Genomic DNA, 20,258 nt, shown 5'->3' on the forward strand with positions numbered 1-20,258 from the left:
TAATTGTTCTCCATGAAGAAAAAAGCGGGAGATTATCCCCCGCTTTTAACAATACTATCGACGTAAACCAAGTTTATCAACTAAGTTCCGATAACGTGTAACGTCTTTGTTACGTAGGTACGTTAGCAAGTTACGACGTTGTCCAACCATTTTCAAAAGACCGCGACGTGAGTGGTGATCTTTTTTATGCGTACGCAAGTGATCGTTTAACGTGTTGATTTGCTCCGTAAGAATCGCTACTTGAACTTCTGGTGAACCAGTGTCCGTATCATGTGTTTTAAATTCTGTAATTAGCTCGTTTTTGCGCTCTTGTGTCAAAGCCATTAGAGCCACCTCCTTTTTCTATAACTCCAGTTTCTGAGCAAACGTTGGTGAATCGTCTAGCCAAGAAATGGATGTATCCACCGATATGGCGAACATTAGTATTATAATATTAACCAAGAACAATTGCAAGTACTAGATTCATACGTCGTGATCAAGAAAGTACTGTTCAGCCGTTTTTTGATCTTTAGTGAGCTGTGCTTTAATTTCTTCAATTCCATTAAACTTTTGCTCATCTCGAATTCGCTTCAGAAAAGATACTTCCACGGAACTTCCATAGATATCTTGGTCAAACTGAAAGATGTTTACTTCAATTGAAGGTTCAGGGAGATTATCAACGAATGTTGGCTTATAACCAACATTCGCCATTCCTTTATATACAACACCATCAAGGGAACATGTCACAACATACACCCCTGTTTTTGGTATAAAGAATCGCTCGTCTGTTGCAACATTCGCTGTTGGAAAACCGATTAAACGTCCTCTTGCATCCCCATGGACAACTGTCCCTGTTAACGTATAAGAATAACCAAGCAATTTAGCAACTTCTACTACATTTCCTTCTTCTAATTCTTTCCGTATTCGTGTTGATGATACTTTTTCTTTTTCGTCCATAATTTTCTCAACGGTTGTATAAGTAAAACGTTCTTCAGCATATTCATCTAAATGATCCATATCTCCTGAACCTTTTACACCGTAAGTAAAGTCAAATCCCGCGACAACGTGCGCTACATTCAAACCAACAATAAAACGATCTATAAATTGTTTTGGCGTCAACTTAGAAAACTGTTTAGTAAACTTAACTGCATAAACAACATCCACGCCTAGTAATTCCAATCGATCAATCTTTGACTGGAGTGGCGTTAAATACCGCATCGGTTTTTCTGGGTTCCCTAACACTTCCTTTGGGTGAGGATAAAATGTCATAACAGCTGCCTTTATGCCTCGTTGCCTCGCACGATCAATTGCTGTTTGGATGACAGCCGTATGACCTTTATGAACGCCATCAAAATACCCTAGCGCCATTACAGATGCTTCAGGTGTTTCAATTTCACCGAAAGATTCAACATCTAACTCCACAAGCTTCACTCATTACCCCTCCTACTAACCTGCCGACTGGCAAAACAATTTCTCTGGTTTCACATACTCTGTTTTTTCTGGATGCGGCTTATACAATGCCAGGCATTCTCCTACCTCATTATAAAACAAAAAACGTTGTTCTCCAAAAGAAGCGTCCTTTACTAATACTGCGCCATTGCGGATACGTTTTTCAAGCTCTTCATCAGCTATCACTCGTTTAAACTTCGTTAAAGCTCTGTCAAATGGTTGCAAAATATCCCCACGTTCTTGCACCTCCATCTGCTCTAATTGCTCAAAAGTTATCGTGTCTTTTTCCGTAAATGAACCTGATGCAATCCGAGTCAATTTCGACATATGAGCAGGGAAACCTAACTCTTTCCCTATATCAACTGCCAACGTTCTAATATACGTTCCTTTACTACAGGTTGCTTTAAATATAAAAGAACGAAGACCAGGTTCTGTATGAACATTCCCTAAAAAATCAAGAGAATATATTTTCACTTGTCTGGTTGGACGTATTACCTCAATACCAGCCCTTGCATATTCATACAGCCGCTTGCCATTTACCTTGACTGCTGAAAAGTAAGGTGGAGTTTGTTTAATCTCACCTGTGAACGCTTTTAACTGCTTTCTTATTTCACTTTCGGCTATTTCTCGATCAACTCGTTTTTGATCTACCATTTCTCCGTGAGCATCTTCCGTTGTTGTCGAATAACCAATCGTCACTTCACCAATATATGTCTTATCGAAATCTGACATGTATTCCGCAACTTTTGTTGCCTTGCCTATACAAATAGGTAGCACTCCATCCACTTCAGGATCAAGTGTGCCTGTATGTCCAACTTTTTTTGTTTGATAGAGCCTCCGAATTCGGGCTACACAGTCGTGCGATGTCATACCCCTCGGTTTATGAAGCGCAAGTATGCCAGAAGGTTGCATGTTGTTGCTCCTTTCTTATGTACACATAGCAGAAAGGATAGCGGCTAAGCCGCTATCCTATTGCTTTACTCATTTGAGTCTTCTTTTTTTACTTCCCTTAAAAGGTTCTCAATACGATTACCGTATTGAATCGATTCATCAAATTCAAAACTTAACTCTGGCGTTTTACGCAAGCGAATTCGTTTTCCAATTTCTGATCGAATAAACCCTCTTGCTTTTTCAAGCCCCGCAAGCGTCGCTTTCTTCTCTTCATCATCGCCAAGAACTGTAATAAAAGCAGTGGCTTGTTGAAGGTCGCCAGTTACATCCACCCCAGTCACTGTAACAAAGCGTACTCTCGGATCTTTAATATCTCGAATTAATAAATCACTTAATTCCTTTTTCATTTGTTCGCCAACGCGAACCGCGCGGTTATTAGCCACTATGTTCACCTCGAATCATGAGAATTTAAATCCATTCCCAGTCCGTAATTGTTCGCTCCGCATCCGTTGCTTGGTCGATCAAAGAAAGGGCGCGGACAAGTTCTGCTTCCACGCTCTTCCGACTCGAACCGACTGCACAACATGTTAGCTCAGTGCGTTGCCATATATCTTGAAAGCTAGTCTCTGCAATGCTTACGTTGCAGCGCTGCCGTATTTTCGTCACAACGCTCTTTACAACCGAACGTTTATCCTTTAACGACTGTGCCTCATAAATAAACAATTCGCAGCGAATGAGCGCTAGGATCATTAGCGCTTGATTTCTTCCATAACGTAGGCTTCAATAGTATCGCCTTCTTTAACGTCATTGAATTTCTCAAGTGTAATTCCACACTCATAACCAGCAGCTACTTCTTTCGCATCGTCTTTAAAACGTTTAAGCGCATTAAGTTCGCCTTCATAAATGACAATGCCATCGCGGATTAAACGCACAGAGGAATGACGAGTAATTTTACCCTCTGTTACATACGAACCGGCAATGGTTCCAACTTTAGATACTTTAAATGTTGTTCGTACTTCAACTTGGCCAATGACTTTCTCTTCAAATTCTGGGTCAAGGGCCCCTTTCATCGCTTGCTCAATTTCATCAATTGCATTATAAATGACACGATGCAGACGAATATCAACGTTTTCTGCTTCAGCCACACGCTTCGCATTCACATCAGGACGAACATTAAATCCAATAACAATCGCATTAGATGCAGATGCTAAGATAATGTCAGACTCTGTAATTGCGCCTGCCCCAGTATGGATAATATTGACTTTTACGCCTGCTACATCAATTTTTTCTAGCGAGCCTTTCATCGCCTCAACGGAACCTTGCACATCCGCTTTGATAATAACATTAATATCTTTAATATCCCCTTGTTGGATTTGATTAAACAAATCATCAAGGCTAACTTTTGAGGATTCAGTTAAGTTCTGCTCACGATAGCGAGCCATCAAACCTTCCCCAACTTGGCGCGCTTTTTTCTCATCTTTAAATGCTTGGAAACGATCCCCTGCTTGCGGTACTTCATTTAACCCAGTTATTTCAACTGGAGCTGAAGGACCTACAGTTTTCACGCGTCGTCCCATATCATTCACAAGTGCACGCACACGACCGAAAGTGCTCCCAACAACAACAGCATCTCCTACATTAAGCGTTCCAGCTTGAACAAGAAGTGTTGCTACAGGGCCACGCCCTTTGTCAAGTTGAGCTTCAACAACTGTACCAGAAGCGAGCTTTTCTGGATTTGCTTTAAACTCTTCAACCTCAGATACAAGCAAAATCATTTCGATTAGCTCATCAATTCCGTCGCCATTTAATGCAGATACATTTACAAAGATCGTATCTCCACCCCAAGCTTCTGGAACTAATTCATATTCTGTTAACTCTTGCATTACACGATCTGGGTTTGCCGCTTCTTTATCCATTTTGTTAACAGCAATAATAATTGGCACTTCCGCTGCTTTCGCATGGCTAATTGCTTCTTTTGTTTGCGGCATTACACCGTCATCAGCTGCCACCACGATGATCGCAATGTCAGTCACTTGAGCACCACGCGCACGCATCGTTGTAAAAGCCGCGTGACCAGGTGTATCAAGGAATGTAATTTGCTTTCCGTTTTGATCAATCTGATACGCACCGATATGCTGTGTAATTCCACCAGCTTCACCAGCGGTTACTTTCGTATTACGAATAGAATCAAGCAACGTTGTTTTTCCGTGGTCAACGTGACCCATAATTGTAACAACAGGAGGACGCTCTTGCAATTCTTCCTCTTTATCTTCACTATCGTATAGCTCAATATCAAGTTCATCAACGAATACAGCTTCTTCCACTTCAACGCCGTAATCAGTTGCTAGAAGTTCAACAGTATCTTTATCAAGTTCTTGGTTAATCGTCGCCATTACACCAAGTCCCATTAATTTCTTAATAAGCTCTGATGCTTCACGGTGAAGCTTGGCCGCTAGTTCACTAACAGAAAGGGATCCAGAAATTGTAATTTTTTCTGGCAACGGCATTTGCTGATGGTTCGGTTTATTTTGAGGCCCGCCGCGTCTCTTTCCACCGCGAGTCCCTTGATTGCGGCGATTATTATTCCCTGGACGACCTTGACCGGGACCACGATTATTATTGTTATTATTGCGCCCTTGAGTTCCTGGACGATTTCCGCCGCCACGATTAGCTGGAGCTGTACCGCCGCCTTGTTTATTCGTGCTGCTTGTGTTGTTATTGCTGCTACTCCGGTTTCCACCTTGGCTATTGCCTTGTGGACGGTTTTGTTGTCCTTGGCCCTGACTTTTTGCTGGTGCTACCTTATTTCCTTGTTTAGCTTTATTTAATGTTTCTTCTTCAATTGCTGACATATGATTAGACACTTCCACACCCATTGATTTTAAGTTCTCGATCAGTTGTTTGCTTGAAACATTGTTTGTCTTCGCGTATTCATGAATTCGCACTTTCGACATATACGTACCTCCATTATTGGCTCAGTAATGCGGCAATTTTCTTAGCAAACCCTTCACTCCTTACGCCTATGATGACCCGGGCTTCCTTGCCAATCGCCTGTCCAAGCGCGTATCGGTCGCTCGTTACACAGACTGGAATTTTATAATAGCCGCATTTGTCCTTAATTTTCTTTTCGGTGTTGCTACTCGCATCGCTTGCAAGTAACACTAACTTCACAGTTTGCTTGCGAACTTCTCCAAGCACTAATTCTTCTCCTGTTATTAATTGACCTGCTCGCTGACACAGGCCTAACAGAGATAATAAACGTTGATCCTTGTTCATCGTTTTTTTACCTTTGCACGCTCAGCAATAAGGCGTTCATAATCATCTGCGCTTACGTTTACTTGTAGATGACGTGATAAGCTATCTCTTTTCTTAGCCGCTTCAAACACATCTTCGCTATTCGTTAAATAAGCACCTCGACCATTCTTCTTACCAGTAGCATCAAGCTCTACTGTTCCTTCCGGTGTACGTACAATACGTATTAAATCCCCTTTAGGCATCATTTCATTAGTTACAATGCATTTTCTGAGCGGTACTTTCCGTTGTTTCATTTCGATTCCCCGCCTTTATTTTAACGTTCAGTTTCATCATACGTAAACTCTTGTAACTCTTCATCCTCTGAATTTTCATCGAGAAGTCCTAGTTCACGTGCTTCTGATTCACTTTTGATGTCAATTTTCCAACCAGTCAATTTAGCTGCTAAACGTGCATTTTGACCACGTTTTCCAATTGCCAATGACAATTGATAATCAGGAACGATGACTCGAGTCATCTTCTCACCTTCCAGCACATCAACTTTCATTACTTTCGCTGGACTTAGAGCGTTCGCCACATAAACAACTGGATCTTCAGACCACTCAACGATATCAATTTTCTCGCCCTTTAATTCATCAACAATTGTTTGGACGCGTTGTCCCCTTTGGCCTACACAAGCACCGACAGAATCCACTTCTGGGTTATCTGAATGAACAGCGAGCTTAGATCGGTCTCCAGCCTCACGTGAAACAGACTTAATCTCAACCGTTCCATCATAAATTTCTGGAACTTCTAATTCAAACAATCGCTTCAACAAACCAGGATGTGTTCTTGATATTAAGATTTGTGGACCTTTGGTTGTCTTTTCAACCTTTGTAATAAACGCTTTTATTCGATCATTATGCTTATAAGACTCATTTGGCATTTGCTCTGCCAATGGCAACAAAGCCTCAACTTTACCAAGGTCTACATAAATAAAGCGGTGATCTTGGCGCTGAACGATTCCGTTCATAATATCTTCTTCACGATCAATAAAATCAGAATAAATAATGCCTCGCTCTGCTTCACGAACACGTTGCGTAACAACTTGTTTTGCTGTTTGCGCAGCTATGCGACCAAAATCTTTTGGAGTTACTTCAATCTCTACGACATCATCCACTTCAAAACTTGGATTAACAAGTTGCGCTTCGTCTTCAGAGATTTCTAAGCGCTTATCAAATACCTCTTCAACAACTACTTTTCGTGCAAAAACGCGTATACTACCACTATTACGATTTACATCCACGCGGACATTTTGCGCTTGCCCAAAATTCCGCTTATAGCCTGAGATTAACGCGGCTTCAATTGCTTCAATAATAACATCTTTTTTTATGCCTTTGTCTGTTTCAAGCGTAGACAAAGCTTCCATAAATTCACTGTTCATGGAAAGCCCCCTCCTTCTTTGCTAAAAAATTATAGCAGAATGGACAGCCGTGCGTTTGCTACTTTTTCGTAAGGCACGCTGTACGTTATTTTTCTTGTTTTTACTTTGGTTTCAATTAGAAGCAAGCCATCATCAAAAGAAGTTAACACACCTTCAAATGCTTTTTGTCCATTTACAGGCTCATATGTTGTGATATATACCCCTTTGCCAACTGCTTTTTTCAAATCGGCTTCTTTCTTAAGTGGCCTTTCTGCTCCAGGAGATGACACTTCTAAAAAGTATGCATCCTTAATTGGATCTTCTGCGTCCAGAACCTCGCTAAGCTTTTCACTAACGGCTTCACAATCGTCTAAATTAACGCCAGCCTCTGAATCAATAAATACGCGTAAAAACCAGTTAGGTCCTTCTTTTTTGTATTCTATTTCTACGAGTTCAAGATTGAGTTCGCGAACAACCGGCTCTGCTAATTGTTCTACTCTACTAGAGACATTTTTACTCAAAGCACGTCCCTCCTTTACATAATTAAAAACGTATACTTTGTTATATAGCATACGTTTATAAAGGCCTATGCGTCTTGTATCGCCAATCTCACTATAGGCGAACAAAAAGAGTGGGAAGCCCCCACTCTTTTTTCCTTCATCGTATGCTAACTATTACCATAAACGATTGTACCATATTAAAGCTGTTCACGCAAGGCGACGCGCCGTTAAAACAACGATAGCTGATTCGAATCAGGTAATCCTTCTAAACAACCATGGTCGGACAAGTTTTCTACAACTGTTTTTGTCAACTTCGCCCTTTGTTGCAAATCTTCTTTCGATAAGAAATGTCCACTCTCACGTGCTTTAACAATGTTTAAAGCCGCATTTGTACCTACACCATTTAATGAATTAAACGGAGGTAAAAGCTTTTCCCCATCAACAATGAATTCTGTTGCAGAAGACTTATATAAATCTACCTTTTGAAAACCAAAGCCCCGTTCACACATTTCAAGTGATAATTCTAATACCGTTAGCACCGCTTTTTCCTTCGGAGCAGCATCTAGCCCTTTTGCATTGATTTCTTCAATTTTCGCCCGGATCGAGCTAGGACCTTTAATCATTATATCCATCTCAAAATCATCGGCCCGAACAGTAAAATAAGTTGCGTAATAAAGAATTGGATGGTGAACTTTGAAATAAGCAATTCGCACTGCCATTAATACATAAGCTGCTGCGTGAGCTTTTGGAAACATGTACTTGATTTTTGTACATGAATCGATGTACCAATCAGGCACATCATGCTTTTTCATTTCTTCCACCCACTCTGGTTGAAGCCCCTTGCCTTTACGCACAAATTCCATAATCTTAAATGCTAGAGAAGACTCAAGCCCTTTATAAATCAAATAAACCATAATATCATCTCGACAGCCAATTACATCTTTTAACTCACATGTTCCATTATAAATAAGTTCGTTTGCATTTCCTAACCATACATCTGTCCCATGTGAAAGACCGGAGATCTGTAGTAATTCTGAAAACGTACTTGGCTTTGTTTCTTCAAGCATCTGTCGTACAAAACGTGTCCCAAATTCAGGTATACCAAGTGTCCCTGTTTTACACATGATTTGCTCCTCTGTTACTCCAAGCACATCTGGTGAAGCAAAGATTTTCATTACTTCCGGGTCATCTGTCGGTATTGTTTTTGGATCAATCCCACTTAAATCTTGAAGCATCCGTATTGCTGTAGGATCATCATGACCTAGAATATCAAGTTTTAGCAAGTTATCATGAATCGAGTGGAAGTCAAAGTGTGTTGTCTTCCACTCCGAATTCTTATCATCTGCCGGGAATTGAATAGGGGAAAAATCATGGATGTCCATGTAGTCAGGTACAACTATAATCCCCCCTGGGTGTTGCCCAGTCGTCCTTTTTACTCCTGTACAACCTGAAACGAGTCGATCGATCTCTGCTCCTCGCATCAATAAATCATGATCACTTTGATAGCCTTTCACATAACCATAAGCTGTTTTCTCTGCTACTGTACCAATCGTTCCTGCTCGGTAAACATACTCTTCACCAAATAAGTCCTTTGTATAAGCATGTGCACGAGGCTGGTACTCACCAGAGAAGTTCAGATCAATATCTGGAACTTTGTCTCCTTTAAAACCTAGAAACGTTTCAAACGGGATATCTTGTCCATCTTTTTTGTAATCTGCTCCGCATTCAGGGCATGTTGCGTCAGGTAAATCATAGCCTGATGCGACGGAACCATCATCAAAAAATTGTGAGTGCTTGCATGCCGGACAAACGTAATGAGGGGCTAAAGGATTCACTTCAGTAATCTCAGTCATTGTCGCCACAAAAGAAGATCCAACTGATCCCCTAGAACCAACAAGGTAACCGTCATCTAGTGATTTTTTAACAAGCTTTTGTGAAATTAAATAAATAACCGCAAAACCATGACCAATGATGCTCTTAAGTTCTTTCTCCAATCGCGCTTCAACAATCTCTGGTAGATTATCTCCGTAGATCATCCGAGCTCGACCATAACTCATTTCTCGCATCTCGTCATCCGCACCTTCAATTTTAGGCGCATACAAATCATCAGGTATTGGGTGTACCTCTCCTACTTTGTTCGCAATCTCATTGGATGCTTCCACAACAACTTTTGCGGCTTCTTCCTCACCTAAAAAAGCAAACTCATTAAGCATTTCATCTGTAGTACGAAAATGTACTTGCGGGAGGGTTTGCTTATTTAATGGATTAGCACCACCTTGAGAGGCGATTAGTATTTTCCTATAAATCGCATCTTCTTCATCCAAGTAATGAGCGTTACCTGTCGCAACAACGGGTATTTCTAATTGTTTCCCTAAGTCAATAATTTTCCCTATGATCTCTTGTAATGCAGTCTCATTCTTAATTAATTCTCGTTCGATTAAATGACGATAATTCCCTAACGGTTGAATTTCCAAATAATCATAGAAACGAGCAATTCCCTCTACTTCATCAGCCGATTTCTGCATCATCCCTTCAAATACTTCACCTTTATCGCAAGCAGAACCAATAATTAATCCTTCACGGTGCTTACTGAGTTGAGATCGTGGAATACGCGGTGTCCGGAAATAATATTGCAAATGGGACATTGAAACAAGTTTATATAAATTCTTCAGTCCTTCTTGAGAAGTTACGAGAATGGTACAATGAAATGGCCGTTGACGGTGAAAGTTACCTTGTCCCATATGGTTATTTAGTTCATCATGATAAAAAATCTCTTTCTCCGCAGAATCTTTGACCATCTTCCAAAGTAAATATGCTGTTGCCTGTGTATCATAGATCGCTCTGTGGTGGCTGACCAGTTCAATATCAAACTTTTTACATAACGTGTTGAGACGGTGGTTTTTTAATTCTGGATAAAGGAAACGCCCTAGTTCTAGCGTATCAATGACTGGGTTTTTGACTTCAGTAAAACCGAGTTTTTTATAACCAACATTTAAAAAACCAATATCAAAACTAGCATTGTGAGCAACGATCGTTGCCTCTCCAGCGAACTCCCTGAATTGCTTTAATACTTCTAGTGGGTCAGGTGCTCCTTGGACCATATCATCGGTAATACCAGTGAGTTCTATTATTGTTGCTGAAATAGGCTCTTTTGGATCGGCAAACGACTCATACGTGTCGACGATTTCACCGTTTTTAATTTTGACTGCTGCAAGCTCAATGACCGTGTTATACACTGCAGATAAACCAGTTGTCTCTACGTCAAATACTACATACTCTTCTTCCAATAAATGGCGATGATCAGAGTTGTATGCAATAGGGACCCCATCATCAACAATATTTGCTTCCATTCCAAAGATGACATTGATTCCATGTTTTTTGCTTGCATTATAGGCTTCCGGAAATGCTTGAACAACACCATGATCGGTAATTGCTACAGCCGAATGGCCCCACTTTGCCGCTTGTTCAACATATTGTCCAACTGAAACAAGACCATCCATTTGACTCATTGTGGAATGTGTATGTAGCTCCACTCGTTTTTCATCAGCAGTATCTACACGGGTACTTGGTGTAATTTGGTTAAAGTCATTCGCTATCATCACAAGATCACGTACAAACGTATCATTCTGAATCCCGCCTCGGACTTTTAGCCACATCCCTTTCTTAAGCGCCTGCATAACGGGTACATCTTCTTTATCACGTGAAAACATTTTAACTAAAATCGAATCGGTGTAATCTGTGATCTTAAATGTTAATAATGTCCGTCCACTGCGTAACTCACGAATATCTGTGGCAAAGACATATCCTTGAACCGTAATACGGCGTTCTTCATCAACAATTGCCTCAAGAGGTGTCGGATCATCTTTAATCGTATACCCCATCGATAAATTTGCATCTTTCACTTGTTTGGACATTTCATCTTCTACACGCTTCTTCTCAAGCATCGCCTCAACGACTTTGGAATGGTCTTCCTCAGCACGCTTTCGAACAAATTCTTCATAAACTTCCTGTGATTCTTGCACACTGATAGCAAGCGGTAGCAAAGGTAAACCAAAACGAGTGCTTATCTGTTTAAACGGCTCAGCTAACTTTCTCTTCATTGCCTCTGCTTCCGCATCATTTTGTGCGACAAGCGCGAGTTTGTTTTCAACCAACTTTACTACTTGCTTTTGTAAGACCGATGCAAGAGGTGGAGAAACAGTCGTTAATTCACTGGCAATTAAAGGCCAATACCGATTCCACATTGCCTCATCCGGCGCACTATTCGTGTATGAAAACGAACAACTTACTTTCGCAATATCGCGAAATGTTTGTGATAAACGACCTTGAAACAACTCAAATAACTCTGCAGGTAACAGATGGTCCAAATGAATGTAGAAGTGCCACGTTTTGCTTTCTTGTGAGATTGCTAGTTTTTTAATATATCCATTTTTAAAATGGTGGAGAATATCTTCTGGAATTTGTAATTGTTCCAACAGGAGCAAGAGACGTTCTTCTCTTGTCTGCATTGCATCGCTCATGTACTCACCCCTTTTTATAAACATCAAAACAGACTGGCGAACCGCCAGCCTGCCTTCGCGTTATTCGCTCAAAAATTGATGCAGCCAGCTTGCCAACTCGCCAGCGGGCAATTCAAGCTGTTCGCCCGTTTTACGGACCTTTACTTCAACAAAACCTTCACCTGCGCGTTTACCCACTGAAACTCGAACAGGTAAACCCATTAAATCAGAATCTTTAAATTTGACGCCGGCCCGTTCAGGTCGATCATCATATAAAACTTCGATAGATGCTTCCCTAAGTTCTTGATAGAGAGACTCTGCAAGTTGCTTTTGCTCTTCATTTTTCACATTTAGTGCAAGCAAGTGGACATGAAACGGAGCTACTGCTTTTGGCCACACAACGCCAAACTCATCATGATGCTGCTCAATCACTGCTGCAATGGTTCGAGATACACCAATCCCGTAGCAACCCATAAGAAATGGTTGCGCTTTTCCATTTGAATCCAAATACTTTGCATCAAGAGATTCTGAATACCTCGTACCAAGTTTAAATACTTGTCCGATTTCAATCCCTTCAGCAAAGCGAAGTGTGCCTTTGCCATCTGGTGAAGGATCACCTTCACGGACAGTACGTAAGTCTTTATAAGCTGTTACAGTGTAATCATGCCCAGGGCCCACATGTACATAATGGTAACCTGTTTCATTTGCACCGCACGCGATCGTTTTCATACTGTGAATGCGATGATCCGCGTAAATTGGAACATTTCCAACACCAACTGGACCGATTGAACCAGGAGATGCACCAAAAGCATCAACCACTTCTTGTTCAGTGGCCATTCTCATCTCTTTTGCACCGAGTTCATGCAGTGCTTTGACTTCATTAAGCTCATCATTTCCACGTAGAATCAGAAGAGTAAGCTCATCATCAAGCATAACAACTAACGCTTTAAAAATATCATCAGCATCAAGTCCTAACGCCGCAGCTGCATCATCAACCGTTTTCGCGTTTGGTGTTTCTTTCTTTTCTAAACGGCCATATACTTGCACTTCTGCCGAAGGAGGAGCAGCACTTGCAGCCATTTCTAAGTTCGCTGCGTACTCCGATTCATCAGAGTATACGATTGTATCTTCGCCTACACTTGCCAAAGCCATGAATTCATGGGTATCTTTACCACCCATTGAACCTGAATCAGCAATTACCGGGCGGAAAGTTAGACCAACTCGTGTAAAGATGCGTGAATAGGCAGCGTGCATGGCCCAATACATTTCATCGAGACTTTCCGCTGAATCATGAAAAGAATAGGCATCTTTCATAATGAACTCTCGACCTCGTAATAAACCGAAACGAGGTCGACGCTCATCGCGAAACTTCGTTTGTATTTGATAGACATTAAGAGGTAATTTTTTATAAGATGCAATACCATCTTTGATTAACATTGTAATGACTTCTTCATGGGTAGGACCAAGTGCAAAATCACGGTTATGGCGATCCTTCAAGCGAATTAGCTCATCACCCATGCTTTCCCAACGGCCAGATTCCTGCCATAGTTCCGCAGGATGCAAACTAGGCAGCAATAATTCCTGGGCACCAATCTTATCCAATTCTTCTCTTATAATTGTTTCAATTTTAGCCATTGCTCGCTTTGCAAGAGGCATATAAGCGTAAACACCAGAAGCGATTTGTCGCATCATCCCTGCACGAAGCATAAGCTGATGGCTAATCGCATCGGCATCTGCTGGTACATCGCGCATTGTTGGCGCTAAAAAAGTCGATTGTCTCAATTTGCTGCACATCCTTTTTTAATGCAAGTGATTAAGAAAACAGTTTACTAATATCATTCCATGTCACAATAATCATTAACAGCATCACTAGTGCAAAACCAACAAACTGGATTGCTCCTTCTTTTTCTGGAGAAACAGGCTTCCCACGTATCCCCTCATAAGCTAGGAACATTAGACGCCCACCATCTAAGGCAGGTATCGGGAACAAGTTAATGACGCCAAGATTAATACTGAGAAGGGCGGCGAAGTTAATAACCGTTAACAACCCTAACGAAACGGCTTGATCAGTTATATCGTAAATCCCTACAGGACCTGAAATATAGTCTAATGAAAATTGACCAGTAAATATTAAGCTTAATGTGTCAAAGATTGAAGTAGCGAGTGTCACAAATTGTTGTGCGCTATGCTGAAGTGAGCCTAGAAACGAAAATTCAAAGATTCCTTGTACACCTAAAACACCTTCAAACTCATCTGGCATAACCTCTCTTTGTTCAAGTGAAGCATTGGTTTGCATTTCTTCACCATTACGTTCAAACGAAAGAGCAATTTCTTGGTTTGGGTATTTCTGCACTTCTGCCGTCATCTCATTCCAAGTTGAAACAGGTGTACCTTCGATTGAAGTGATGACATCACCTGTTTCTAGTCCAGCTTCTTGTGCAGGTGAGGTTTCGTTTTCAGGAATGACAATTTCCGATGTTAAACGGACTCCTTGGTACAAACTAAGAGCTAACAAAATGACAAAAGCCAATATGAAGTTCATCATCGGACCAGCAAAAATCGCCATCGCTCTTTTTGGCAATGATTTAGAACCAAACTGGCGATGCCACGGCGCATTAATTTGCGCTACTTCATCTTGGACGATCATTGCCTTTTCATGGACATTGTAACGAATCGTTTCGCCTGATTCTTCATCCACTGTTTCAATAAACAACTCATGAATTAAATCAATACGTTCCACTTGCACGACATGCGCTTCGGGATGCTTCGATTTATTATTAATGATAATCTCTGTTACCATTTGCTTGTCATCAAAAACAAGTCCGATTTCATACCCGGGACGAATCGTTGTTTGTTCCGGCTCTTCACCAGCCATCCGGACGTAACCGCCAATAGGCAAAAGACGTACCGTGTATATTGTGTCATTGCGTTCAAAAGCGAATAATTTCGGACCCATGCCAATCGCAAACTCATAACAAAGTATGCCGGCTTTTTTTGCAAAATAAAGATGGCCCCATTCGTGCACAAACACAAGCACACTGAATATGGCAATAAATGCAAGCAATGTATTCAAAAGCAATACCGCCTCTCAGGTTTAATTACCGCGTTAATTGTTCGCGAATCTCTTTATCAACTGCTTGGATCTCATCAAGCGTGGGGTTAGCAATCAGTGAATGCGTCTCAAGTGCCTGCTCAATTACTTGCTCAATCTCAAGAAATGTTAGTTGTCCATTTAAAAAACGTTCAACTGCCACCTCGTTAGCCGCATTTAATACCGTTGTCATCGTACCGCCTGCCTTGCCAGCTTCATACGCTAAATGCATACATCGATAACGTTCCATGTCCATTTTATTAAAATGTAGTTTGCCGAGCTCCCATAACTCTAATCTCTTCGTATTCGAGTGCGCAGCATATCGATCTGGATGTGTAAGAGCGTATTGAATGGGTACACGCATATCGGGCGTCCCTAATTGAGCAATGACGCTACGGTCCACAAATTCCACCATTGAATGAATAATGCTTTCTTTATGGATTAATACATCAATTTTGTCATAATCCAAGTCAAAAAGCCATCTTGCTTCGATTACTTCTAGGCCTTTATTCATCATCGTGGCAGAATCAATTGTTATTTTAGCACCCATTGACCAATTCGGATGCGACAGTGCTTCTTCTACTGTCACTTGTTCTAATTCTTCTCTTGTCCGATCTCGAAAACTACCACCCGACGCCGTTAATATAAGTCGATCAATTGTTTTATGCGACTCCCCTTGTAGCGCTTGAAAGATAGCAGAGTGTTCACTATCTACCGGTATTAATGGTACACCGTGTCTTTTCGCAGCTTCTACAACAAGATGACCTGCAGTCACAAGTGTTTCTTTGTTTGCGATCGCAATTGGTTTCTTTGCTTCAATTGCGGCAAGTGTGGGCAGTAGGCCTACTGAACCAGTGATCGCCGTAACAGTAACATCGCTTTTATCAAACCTCGCTACTTCTACTAAGCCGTCTGTGCCATACATAAAATCAACATGTTCGCCAAATTCTGCTTTAAGCTTGCTTGCATCTTCAGTTGTTGAAACGGAAACAAGTTCTGGTTTAAATTCTATGATTTGCTGACGAGCAAGCTCAATATTGGAACCACAAGCCATTGCTGAAAGAGTAAATGCGTCTGGATATGCACGAATTACATCTAGCGTTTGTGTTCCCACTGAACCTGTTGAGCCTAAAAGACTGACTTGTTTCACTATACTCTCCTCCATTTTCAATCATGCATCTTTTACTTATTGTTTCTAAAACTCCCTGCCATTTAAATAAGCTGAAGCAAATGCAATATTGGCATGACGAAAATTAAACTATCAAACCGATCTAAGATTCCTCCATGTCCCGGCAAGACATTCCCAGAGTCTTTTACTGCATAATGGCGCTTTAAGGCCGATTCAACTAGATCGCCAATTTGACCAAAAATAGCCGTTACGAGAATAATCATCAATGCCGTTATGTATGAAGAAAGAAATGGGTTGATTGTATAAAAGATACTCCCAACAATGATTGCTAACACAATTCCACCAAGTGAGCCTTCTATTGTTTTATTTGGACTAATTTCCGGCCACAACTTCGTTTTCCCAAGTGCTTTTCCTACAAAATAAGCACCTGAATCAGTTGTCCATATAAGTACAATAACAAACAATACAAGCAAAAGACCAATATCACTAACTTCACGTGATATGATCAAATAATGAAAACCAAAGCCTACATAGACACTTGAGAGAACAATAAACCCTACTTCATCAAATGTAAATTTATTTTTTGTAAGTACAGTTAACATTAACAGGACGAGAATCAAGAAAATAAACATTTCTATTTTTGAATATTCAACTGGGATCACTTGGTCAAACCAACTAGATGGCACAAGTAGGAGCCACATTGATAGCAATCCAAATATCCCCCTGAGAGAGAGAGCTTTTATTTTTTTCATTTTTAACAGCTCTATCATCGCTACAGTTGCCATCAAACTGACAAACCCTGAGAACCACCATCCACCAAGTCCAACCATGGCTAATATGACGATCCCAATAAAGATTCCAGTTACAATCCGTGTTTTCATTCACTTTGCCCCTTCCTAAAGACCGCCATACCTCCGACCTCGATTCTGATATACGGAAATGGCTTCATGAAAATGTGTTTCATTGAAGTTTGGCCATAAAACATCCGTAAACCAAAATTCGCTATATGCAAGCTGCCAAAGCATGAAATTGCTCAATCGGAGCTCGCCACTTGTTCGAATCAATAAATCAGGGTCACGAAGGTTGCTGCTCATCAAATGGGCACTAACCACATCTTCATTAATCTCTTCTAGTTGCAATTCATTTCGTTTCACTTTTTCAGCGATTTGTTGTACGGCTCCTGCCATTTCAAAACGGCTTCCATAATTTAAAGCAAAGTTTAACACAAGCCCTGTGTTTGTTTTTGTTTTCTCTACTGCCTCATCAACAGCAGCCAATGTATAGCTAGGTAAGTCTTCTCTCGTCCCCATCAAGCGAACTTGTACATTTTCTTTTATTAAGGTTGGCAATTCACTTTTCAAATACCGTTCTGGTAACCTAAGCAAAAAGTCCACTTCTGTTTTTGGGCGCTTCCAGTTTTCAGTTGAAAAAGCATATAAAGTAAGGACTTCTACATTCAACGCGTTTGCGGCCCTTACAATTTTATTAACATTTTTCATCCCTTCACGGTGTCCTGCGATCCTAGGCAACCCTTTTTCTGCAGCCCAACGTCCATTCCCGTCCATAATGATCGCAATATGCTTTGGTATTCTTTCAGGATCCAGTACATATTCAAACGTTTCGCCTTCAGTCGTAGTGAAAGCTTGTTTCCATTTTGAAAATCTCTCGAGCATTTTTCGCCCTCCGTCTCACTAGCGCTTAAGCCCTGCATCGTGCTGGGAAAGTGTAAAAAACCCCCTTAATAAGAGGGTCTCCTACTACTCTTCATCATACACGCAAATGAATCAGACTTCCATAATTTCTTGTTCTTTCTCTTTAGCCTTTGCATCAACTTTTGTAATATACGAGTCTGTCAACTTTTGAACTTCCTCTGTAGCACTACGTAAATCATCTTCAGTTAATTCGCCGTCTTTTTGTTGTTTCTTTAATTCATCGTTGGCATCACGACGAATATTACGAACGGCAACTTTAGACTCTTCTGCAGTCTTCGAAACAATTTTCACTAAATCTTTACGACGTTCTTCAGTTAGTGCAGGAATGATAATACGAATAACTTGTCCATCACTAGAAGGAGTTAATCCTAAATCTGATTTCAAAATCGCTTTTTCGATATTACCAATTGCTGTTTTATCATACGGTGTAATTAAAAGCAAGCGAGCTTCAGGCACTGTTACGCTTGATAACTGGTTTAGAGGCGTTTGTGCACCATAATATTCCACAGTTACACGGTCAAGAATTGCTGGATTCGCACGACCTGCACGAAGTTTAGCTAACTCTCTTCCAAGTGAATCGATCGCTTTGTCCATACGTAGCTTTGCATCGTTATGAATTTCTTTCGTCATTGTTTATTTCCCCCTTACAACAGTTCCGATTTTTTCGCCAAGAACAGCACGTTTAATATTTCCTTCTTCCATAATTGAGAATACGACAAGTGGAATGTCGTTGTCCATACATAAGGATGAAGCTGTTGAATCCATTACTTGAAGTCCATCTTTCAAAACGTCCATATACGTAATCGTGTCGTATTTTTTTGCTTGAGGATCTACTCGAGGATCTGCATTGTAAACGCCATCAACATTATTCTTTGCCATTAAAATAACTTCTGCTTCAATTTCCGCAGCACGTAAAGCAGAGGTTGTATCTGTGGAAAAATATGGATTACCCGTTCCGGCAGCAAAAATAACAACGCGTTTCTTCTCCAAATGGCGGATTGCTTTTCGACGTATGTAAGGTTCGGCCACTTGACGCATTTCAATTGATGTTTGCACCCTGGATTCAACTCCATTTGCTTCCAAACTATCTTGAAGCGCAAGTGAGTTCATAACTGTCGCAAGCATACCCATATAATCAGCAGTTGCCCGGTCCATACCTTGTGCACTCCCTGCCATTCCACGCCAAATGTTTCCCGCGCCAACAACAACAGCCACTTCTACTTCTAATTCAATTATTTCTTTTATCTGTCCAGCAATGGATTGAATTACAGCTGGATCAATACCATATCCTTGATCTCCAGCTAACGCTTCACCACTAAGCTTTAAAACGACACGATTGTATTTGCTCATCTTGACCTCCATTTATCCATGCACGACTTTTCTTCATTTGTAAAAAAGGGACACAACTCCTGGCAGTGTCCCTTTTGTGCTACAATCAGTTATTTTTTCACCTGTGACATAACTTCTTCTGCAAAATTATCTTCACGCTTCTCAATTCCTTCGCCAACTTCATAGCGAACAAACGTTTTAACAGAAGCATTTTTTGCTTTTACATATTTCCCTACTTTTTGATCGCCGTCTTTAACAAAAGGTTGATCAAGCAAACAAACTTGTTCAAAGAATTTGCTCAAACGTCCTTCAACCATTTTTTCAACGATTGCTTCAGGCTTTCCTTCATTAAGTGCTTGTTGCTTCAGCACTTCACGCTCACGCTCAACAACATCCCCAGTGACCTCATCGCGAGATACATAAGTTGGATTAATTGCTGCTACATGCATCGCAATATCTTTTGCTAGTTCTTCATCAGAAGAAGAACCGATAAGAGCTAAGACACCAATGCGTCCACCCATGTGAAGGTACGAGCCAAATACATCTCCATCCTCTTTTTCAACAACCGTAAAGCGACGAAGGGAAAGCTTTTCTCCAATTTTAGAGATCGCTGTGTTGATGTGCGATTGCACTGTTACACCAGTACCTTTAAAGTCTTGTTCAAGCATAGCATCAACGCTTGCAGGGTTTTCTGCAAGAATGTGCTCTGCAAGCTCTTGTACTAACGCTTGGAAGTTTTCGTTTTTAGCAACAAAGTCTGTTTCAGAATTCACTTCAACAATTGCTGCTTTGTTTCCTTCTGTTACAACCGCAGACAAACCTTCTGCTGCTACACGATCCGCTTTTTTCTCTGCTTTTGCGATTCCCTTTTCACGAAGATAATCAACCGCTTTATCCATATCTCCATCTACTTCAACAAGGGCTTTTTTACAATCCATCATGCCCGCGCCTGTTTTTTCACGAAGTTCTTTTACCATACTAGCTGTAACTGCCATATTTGTTTCCTCCTAATAGATATAATTTCC

19 protein-coding genes are annotated in these 20,258 nt (G+C 40.9%); all 19 read right to left on the minus strand.

What is annotated here, in order from left to right:
• Positions 1-54: 54 nt before the first annotated feature.
• Complete coding sequence (gene rpsO / locus BK584_RS04355) at positions 55-324, minus strand: 30S ribosomal protein S15 (protein ID WP_054709301.1); 270 nt, start codon at positions 322-324, stop codon at positions 55-57.
• 138 nt (positions 325-462) lie between these two features.
• Positions 463-1,410 carry a riboflavin biosynthesis protein RibF gene (ribF, locus tag BK584_RS04360; protein ID WP_078391462.1) on the minus strand — a complete coding sequence of 316 codons (948 nt, stop codon included), beginning with the start codon at positions 1,408-1,410 and terminating at the stop codon, positions 463-465.
• A gap of 15 nt (positions 1,411-1,425) precedes the next feature.
• The gene (truB, locus tag BK584_RS04365) at positions 1,426-2,340 is read right to left on the minus strand and encodes a tRNA pseudouridine(55) synthase TruB (RefSeq protein WP_078391463.1); all 915 of its coding nucleotides are present in this window, start codon (positions 2,338-2,340) and stop codon (positions 1,426-1,428) included.
• Positions 2,341-2,405: 65 nt separating this feature from the next.
• A complete protein-coding gene (gene rbfA / locus BK584_RS04370) occupies positions 2,406-2,762 on the minus strand; it encodes a 30S ribosome-binding factor RbfA (protein ID WP_078391464.1) in 357 nt (118 codons plus the stop codon).
• A 25-nt stretch (positions 2,763-2,787) separates the two neighbouring features.
• A complete protein-coding gene (locus BK584_RS04375) occupies positions 2,788-3,069 on the minus strand; it encodes a DUF503 domain-containing protein (protein WP_180320495.1) in 282 nt (93 codons plus the stop codon).
• Positions 3,069-5,273 carry a translation initiation factor IF-2 gene (gene infB / locus BK584_RS04380; protein WP_078391465.1) on the minus strand — a complete coding sequence of 735 codons (2,205 nt, stop codon included), beginning with the start codon at positions 5,271-5,273 and terminating at the stop codon, positions 3,069-3,071. The genes BK584_RS04375 and infB overlap by 1 nt, the downstream gene beginning before the upstream one ends.
• 13 nt (positions 5,274-5,286) lie before the next feature.
• Positions 5,287-5,595 carry a YlxQ family RNA-binding protein gene (locus BK584_RS04385; protein WP_078391466.1) on the minus strand — a complete coding sequence of 103 codons (309 nt, stop codon included), beginning with the start codon at positions 5,593-5,595 and terminating at the stop codon, positions 5,287-5,289.
• A complete protein-coding gene (rnpM, locus tag BK584_RS04390) occupies positions 5,592-5,867 on the minus strand; it encodes an RNase P modulator RnpM (RefSeq protein ID WP_078391467.1) in 276 nt (91 codons plus the stop codon). The genes BK584_RS04385 and rnpM overlap by 4 nt, the downstream gene beginning before the upstream one ends.
• 20 nt (positions 5,868-5,887) lie before the next feature.
• Complete coding sequence (gene nusA, locus BK584_RS04395) at positions 5,888-6,994, minus strand: transcription termination factor NusA (protein ID WP_078391468.1); 1,107 nt, start codon at positions 6,992-6,994, stop codon at positions 5,888-5,890.
• 29 nt (positions 6,995-7,023) lie between these two features.
• Positions 7,024-7,494 carry a ribosome maturation factor RimP gene (gene rimP, locus BK584_RS04400; protein ID WP_078391469.1) on the minus strand — a complete coding sequence of 157 codons (471 nt, stop codon included), beginning with the start codon at positions 7,492-7,494 and terminating at the stop codon, positions 7,024-7,026.
• Positions 7,495-7,700: 206 nt separating this feature from the next.
• The gene (locus BK584_RS04405; protein ID WP_078391470.1) at positions 7,701-11,993 is read right to left on the minus strand and encodes a PolC-type DNA polymerase III; all 4,293 of its coding nucleotides are present in this window, start codon (positions 11,991-11,993) and stop codon (positions 7,701-7,703) included.
• Between the two features lie 60 nt (positions 11,994-12,053).
• Entirely contained in the window at positions 12,054-13,754 is a 1,701-nt protein-coding gene (locus BK584_RS04410; RefSeq protein WP_078391471.1) for a proline--tRNA ligase, read from the minus strand.
• 31 nt (positions 13,755-13,785) lie between these two features.
• Positions 13,786-15,045: an RIP metalloprotease RseP gene (gene rseP / locus BK584_RS04415; RefSeq protein WP_078391472.1), complete on the minus strand. Its 1,260-nt coding sequence runs from the start codon at positions 15,043-15,045 to the stop codon at positions 13,786-13,788.
• Between the two features lie 25 nt (positions 15,046-15,070).
• Entirely contained in the window at positions 15,071-16,213 is a 1,143-nt protein-coding gene (gene dxr / locus BK584_RS04420; RefSeq protein WP_078391473.1) for a 1-deoxy-D-xylulose-5-phosphate reductoisomerase, read from the minus strand.
• A 62-nt stretch (positions 16,214-16,275) separates the two neighbouring features.
• A complete protein-coding gene (locus BK584_RS04425) occupies positions 16,276-17,073 on the minus strand; it encodes a phosphatidate cytidylyltransferase (RefSeq protein ID WP_078391474.1) in 798 nt (265 codons plus the stop codon).
• A gap of 15 nt (positions 17,074-17,088) precedes the next feature.
• Complete coding sequence (gene uppS / locus BK584_RS04430; protein WP_078391475.1) at positions 17,089-17,865, minus strand: undecaprenyl pyrophosphate synthase; 777 nt, start codon at positions 17,863-17,865, stop codon at positions 17,089-17,091.
• Positions 17,866-17,976: 111 nt separating this feature from the next.
• On the minus strand, positions 17,977-18,534 hold the full coding sequence (gene frr / locus BK584_RS04435; RefSeq protein ID WP_078391476.1) for a ribosome recycling factor: 558 nt from the start codon (positions 18,532-18,534) through the stop codon (positions 17,977-17,979).
• A gap of 3 nt (positions 18,535-18,537) precedes the next feature.
• On the minus strand, positions 18,538-19,254 hold the full coding sequence (gene pyrH, locus BK584_RS04440) for a UMP kinase (protein WP_437182730.1): 717 nt from the start codon (positions 19,252-19,254) through the stop codon (positions 18,538-18,540).
• Between the two features lie 89 nt (positions 19,255-19,343).
• Positions 19,344-20,228: a translation elongation factor Ts gene (gene tsf, locus BK584_RS04445; protein WP_078391478.1), complete on the minus strand. Its 885-nt coding sequence runs from the start codon at positions 20,226-20,228 to the stop codon at positions 19,344-19,346.
• Positions 20,229-20,258 lie beyond the last annotated feature (30 nt).

This window comes from Shouchella patagoniensis (genome assembly GCF_002019705.1).
Classification (GTDB): domain Bacteria; phylum Bacillota; class Bacilli; order Bacillales; family Bacillaceae_D; genus Shouchella; species Shouchella patagoniensis.

Coding starts and splice junctions, on each gene's coding strand:
- uppS (WP_078391475.1), bottom strand. CDS start 17,865: ATGCTCGAGAGATTTTCAAAATGGAAACAAGCTTTCACTACGACTGAA.
- BK584_RS04405 (WP_078391470.1), bottom strand. CDS start 11,993: ATGAGCGATGCAATGCAGACAAGAGAAGAACGTCTCTTGCTCCTGTTG.
- BK584_RS04385 (WP_078391466.1), bottom strand. CDS start 5,595: ATGAACAAGGATCAACGTTTATTATCTCTGTTAGGCCTGTGTCAGCGA.
- nusA (WP_078391468.1), bottom strand. CDS start 6,994: ATGAACAGTGAATTTATGGAAGCTTTGTCTACGCTTGAAACAGACAAA.
- BK584_RS04375 (WP_180320495.1), bottom strand. CDS start 3,069: ATGATCCTAGCGCTCATTCGCTGCGAATTGTTTATTTATGAGGCACAG.
- tsf (WP_078391478.1), bottom strand. CDS start 20,228: ATGGCAGTTACAGCTAGTATGGTAAAAGAACTTCGTGAAAAAACAGGC.
- rnpM (WP_078391467.1), bottom strand. CDS start 5,867: ATGAAACAACGGAAAGTACCGCTCAGAAAATGCATTGTAACTAATGAA.
- frr (WP_078391476.1), bottom strand. CDS start 18,534: ATGACGAAAGAAATTCATAACGATGCAAAGCTACGTATGGACAAAGCG.
- rpsO (WP_054709301.1), bottom strand. CDS start 324: ATGGCTTTGACACAAGAGCGCAAAAACGAGCTAATTACAGAATTTAAA.
- infB (WP_078391465.1), bottom strand. CDS start 5,273: ATGTCGAAAGTGCGAATTCATGAATACGCGAAGACAAACAATGTTTCA.
- BK584_RS04425 (WP_078391474.1), bottom strand. CDS start 17,073: ATGAAAACACGGATTGTAACTGGAATCTTTATTGGGATCGTCATATTA.
- truB (WP_078391463.1), bottom strand. CDS start 2,340: ATGCAACCTTCTGGCATACTTGCGCTTCATAAACCGAGGGGTATGACA.
- pyrH (WP_437182730.1), bottom strand. CDS start 19,254: ATGAGCAAATACAATCGTGTCGTTTTAAAGCTTAGTGGTGAAGCGTTA.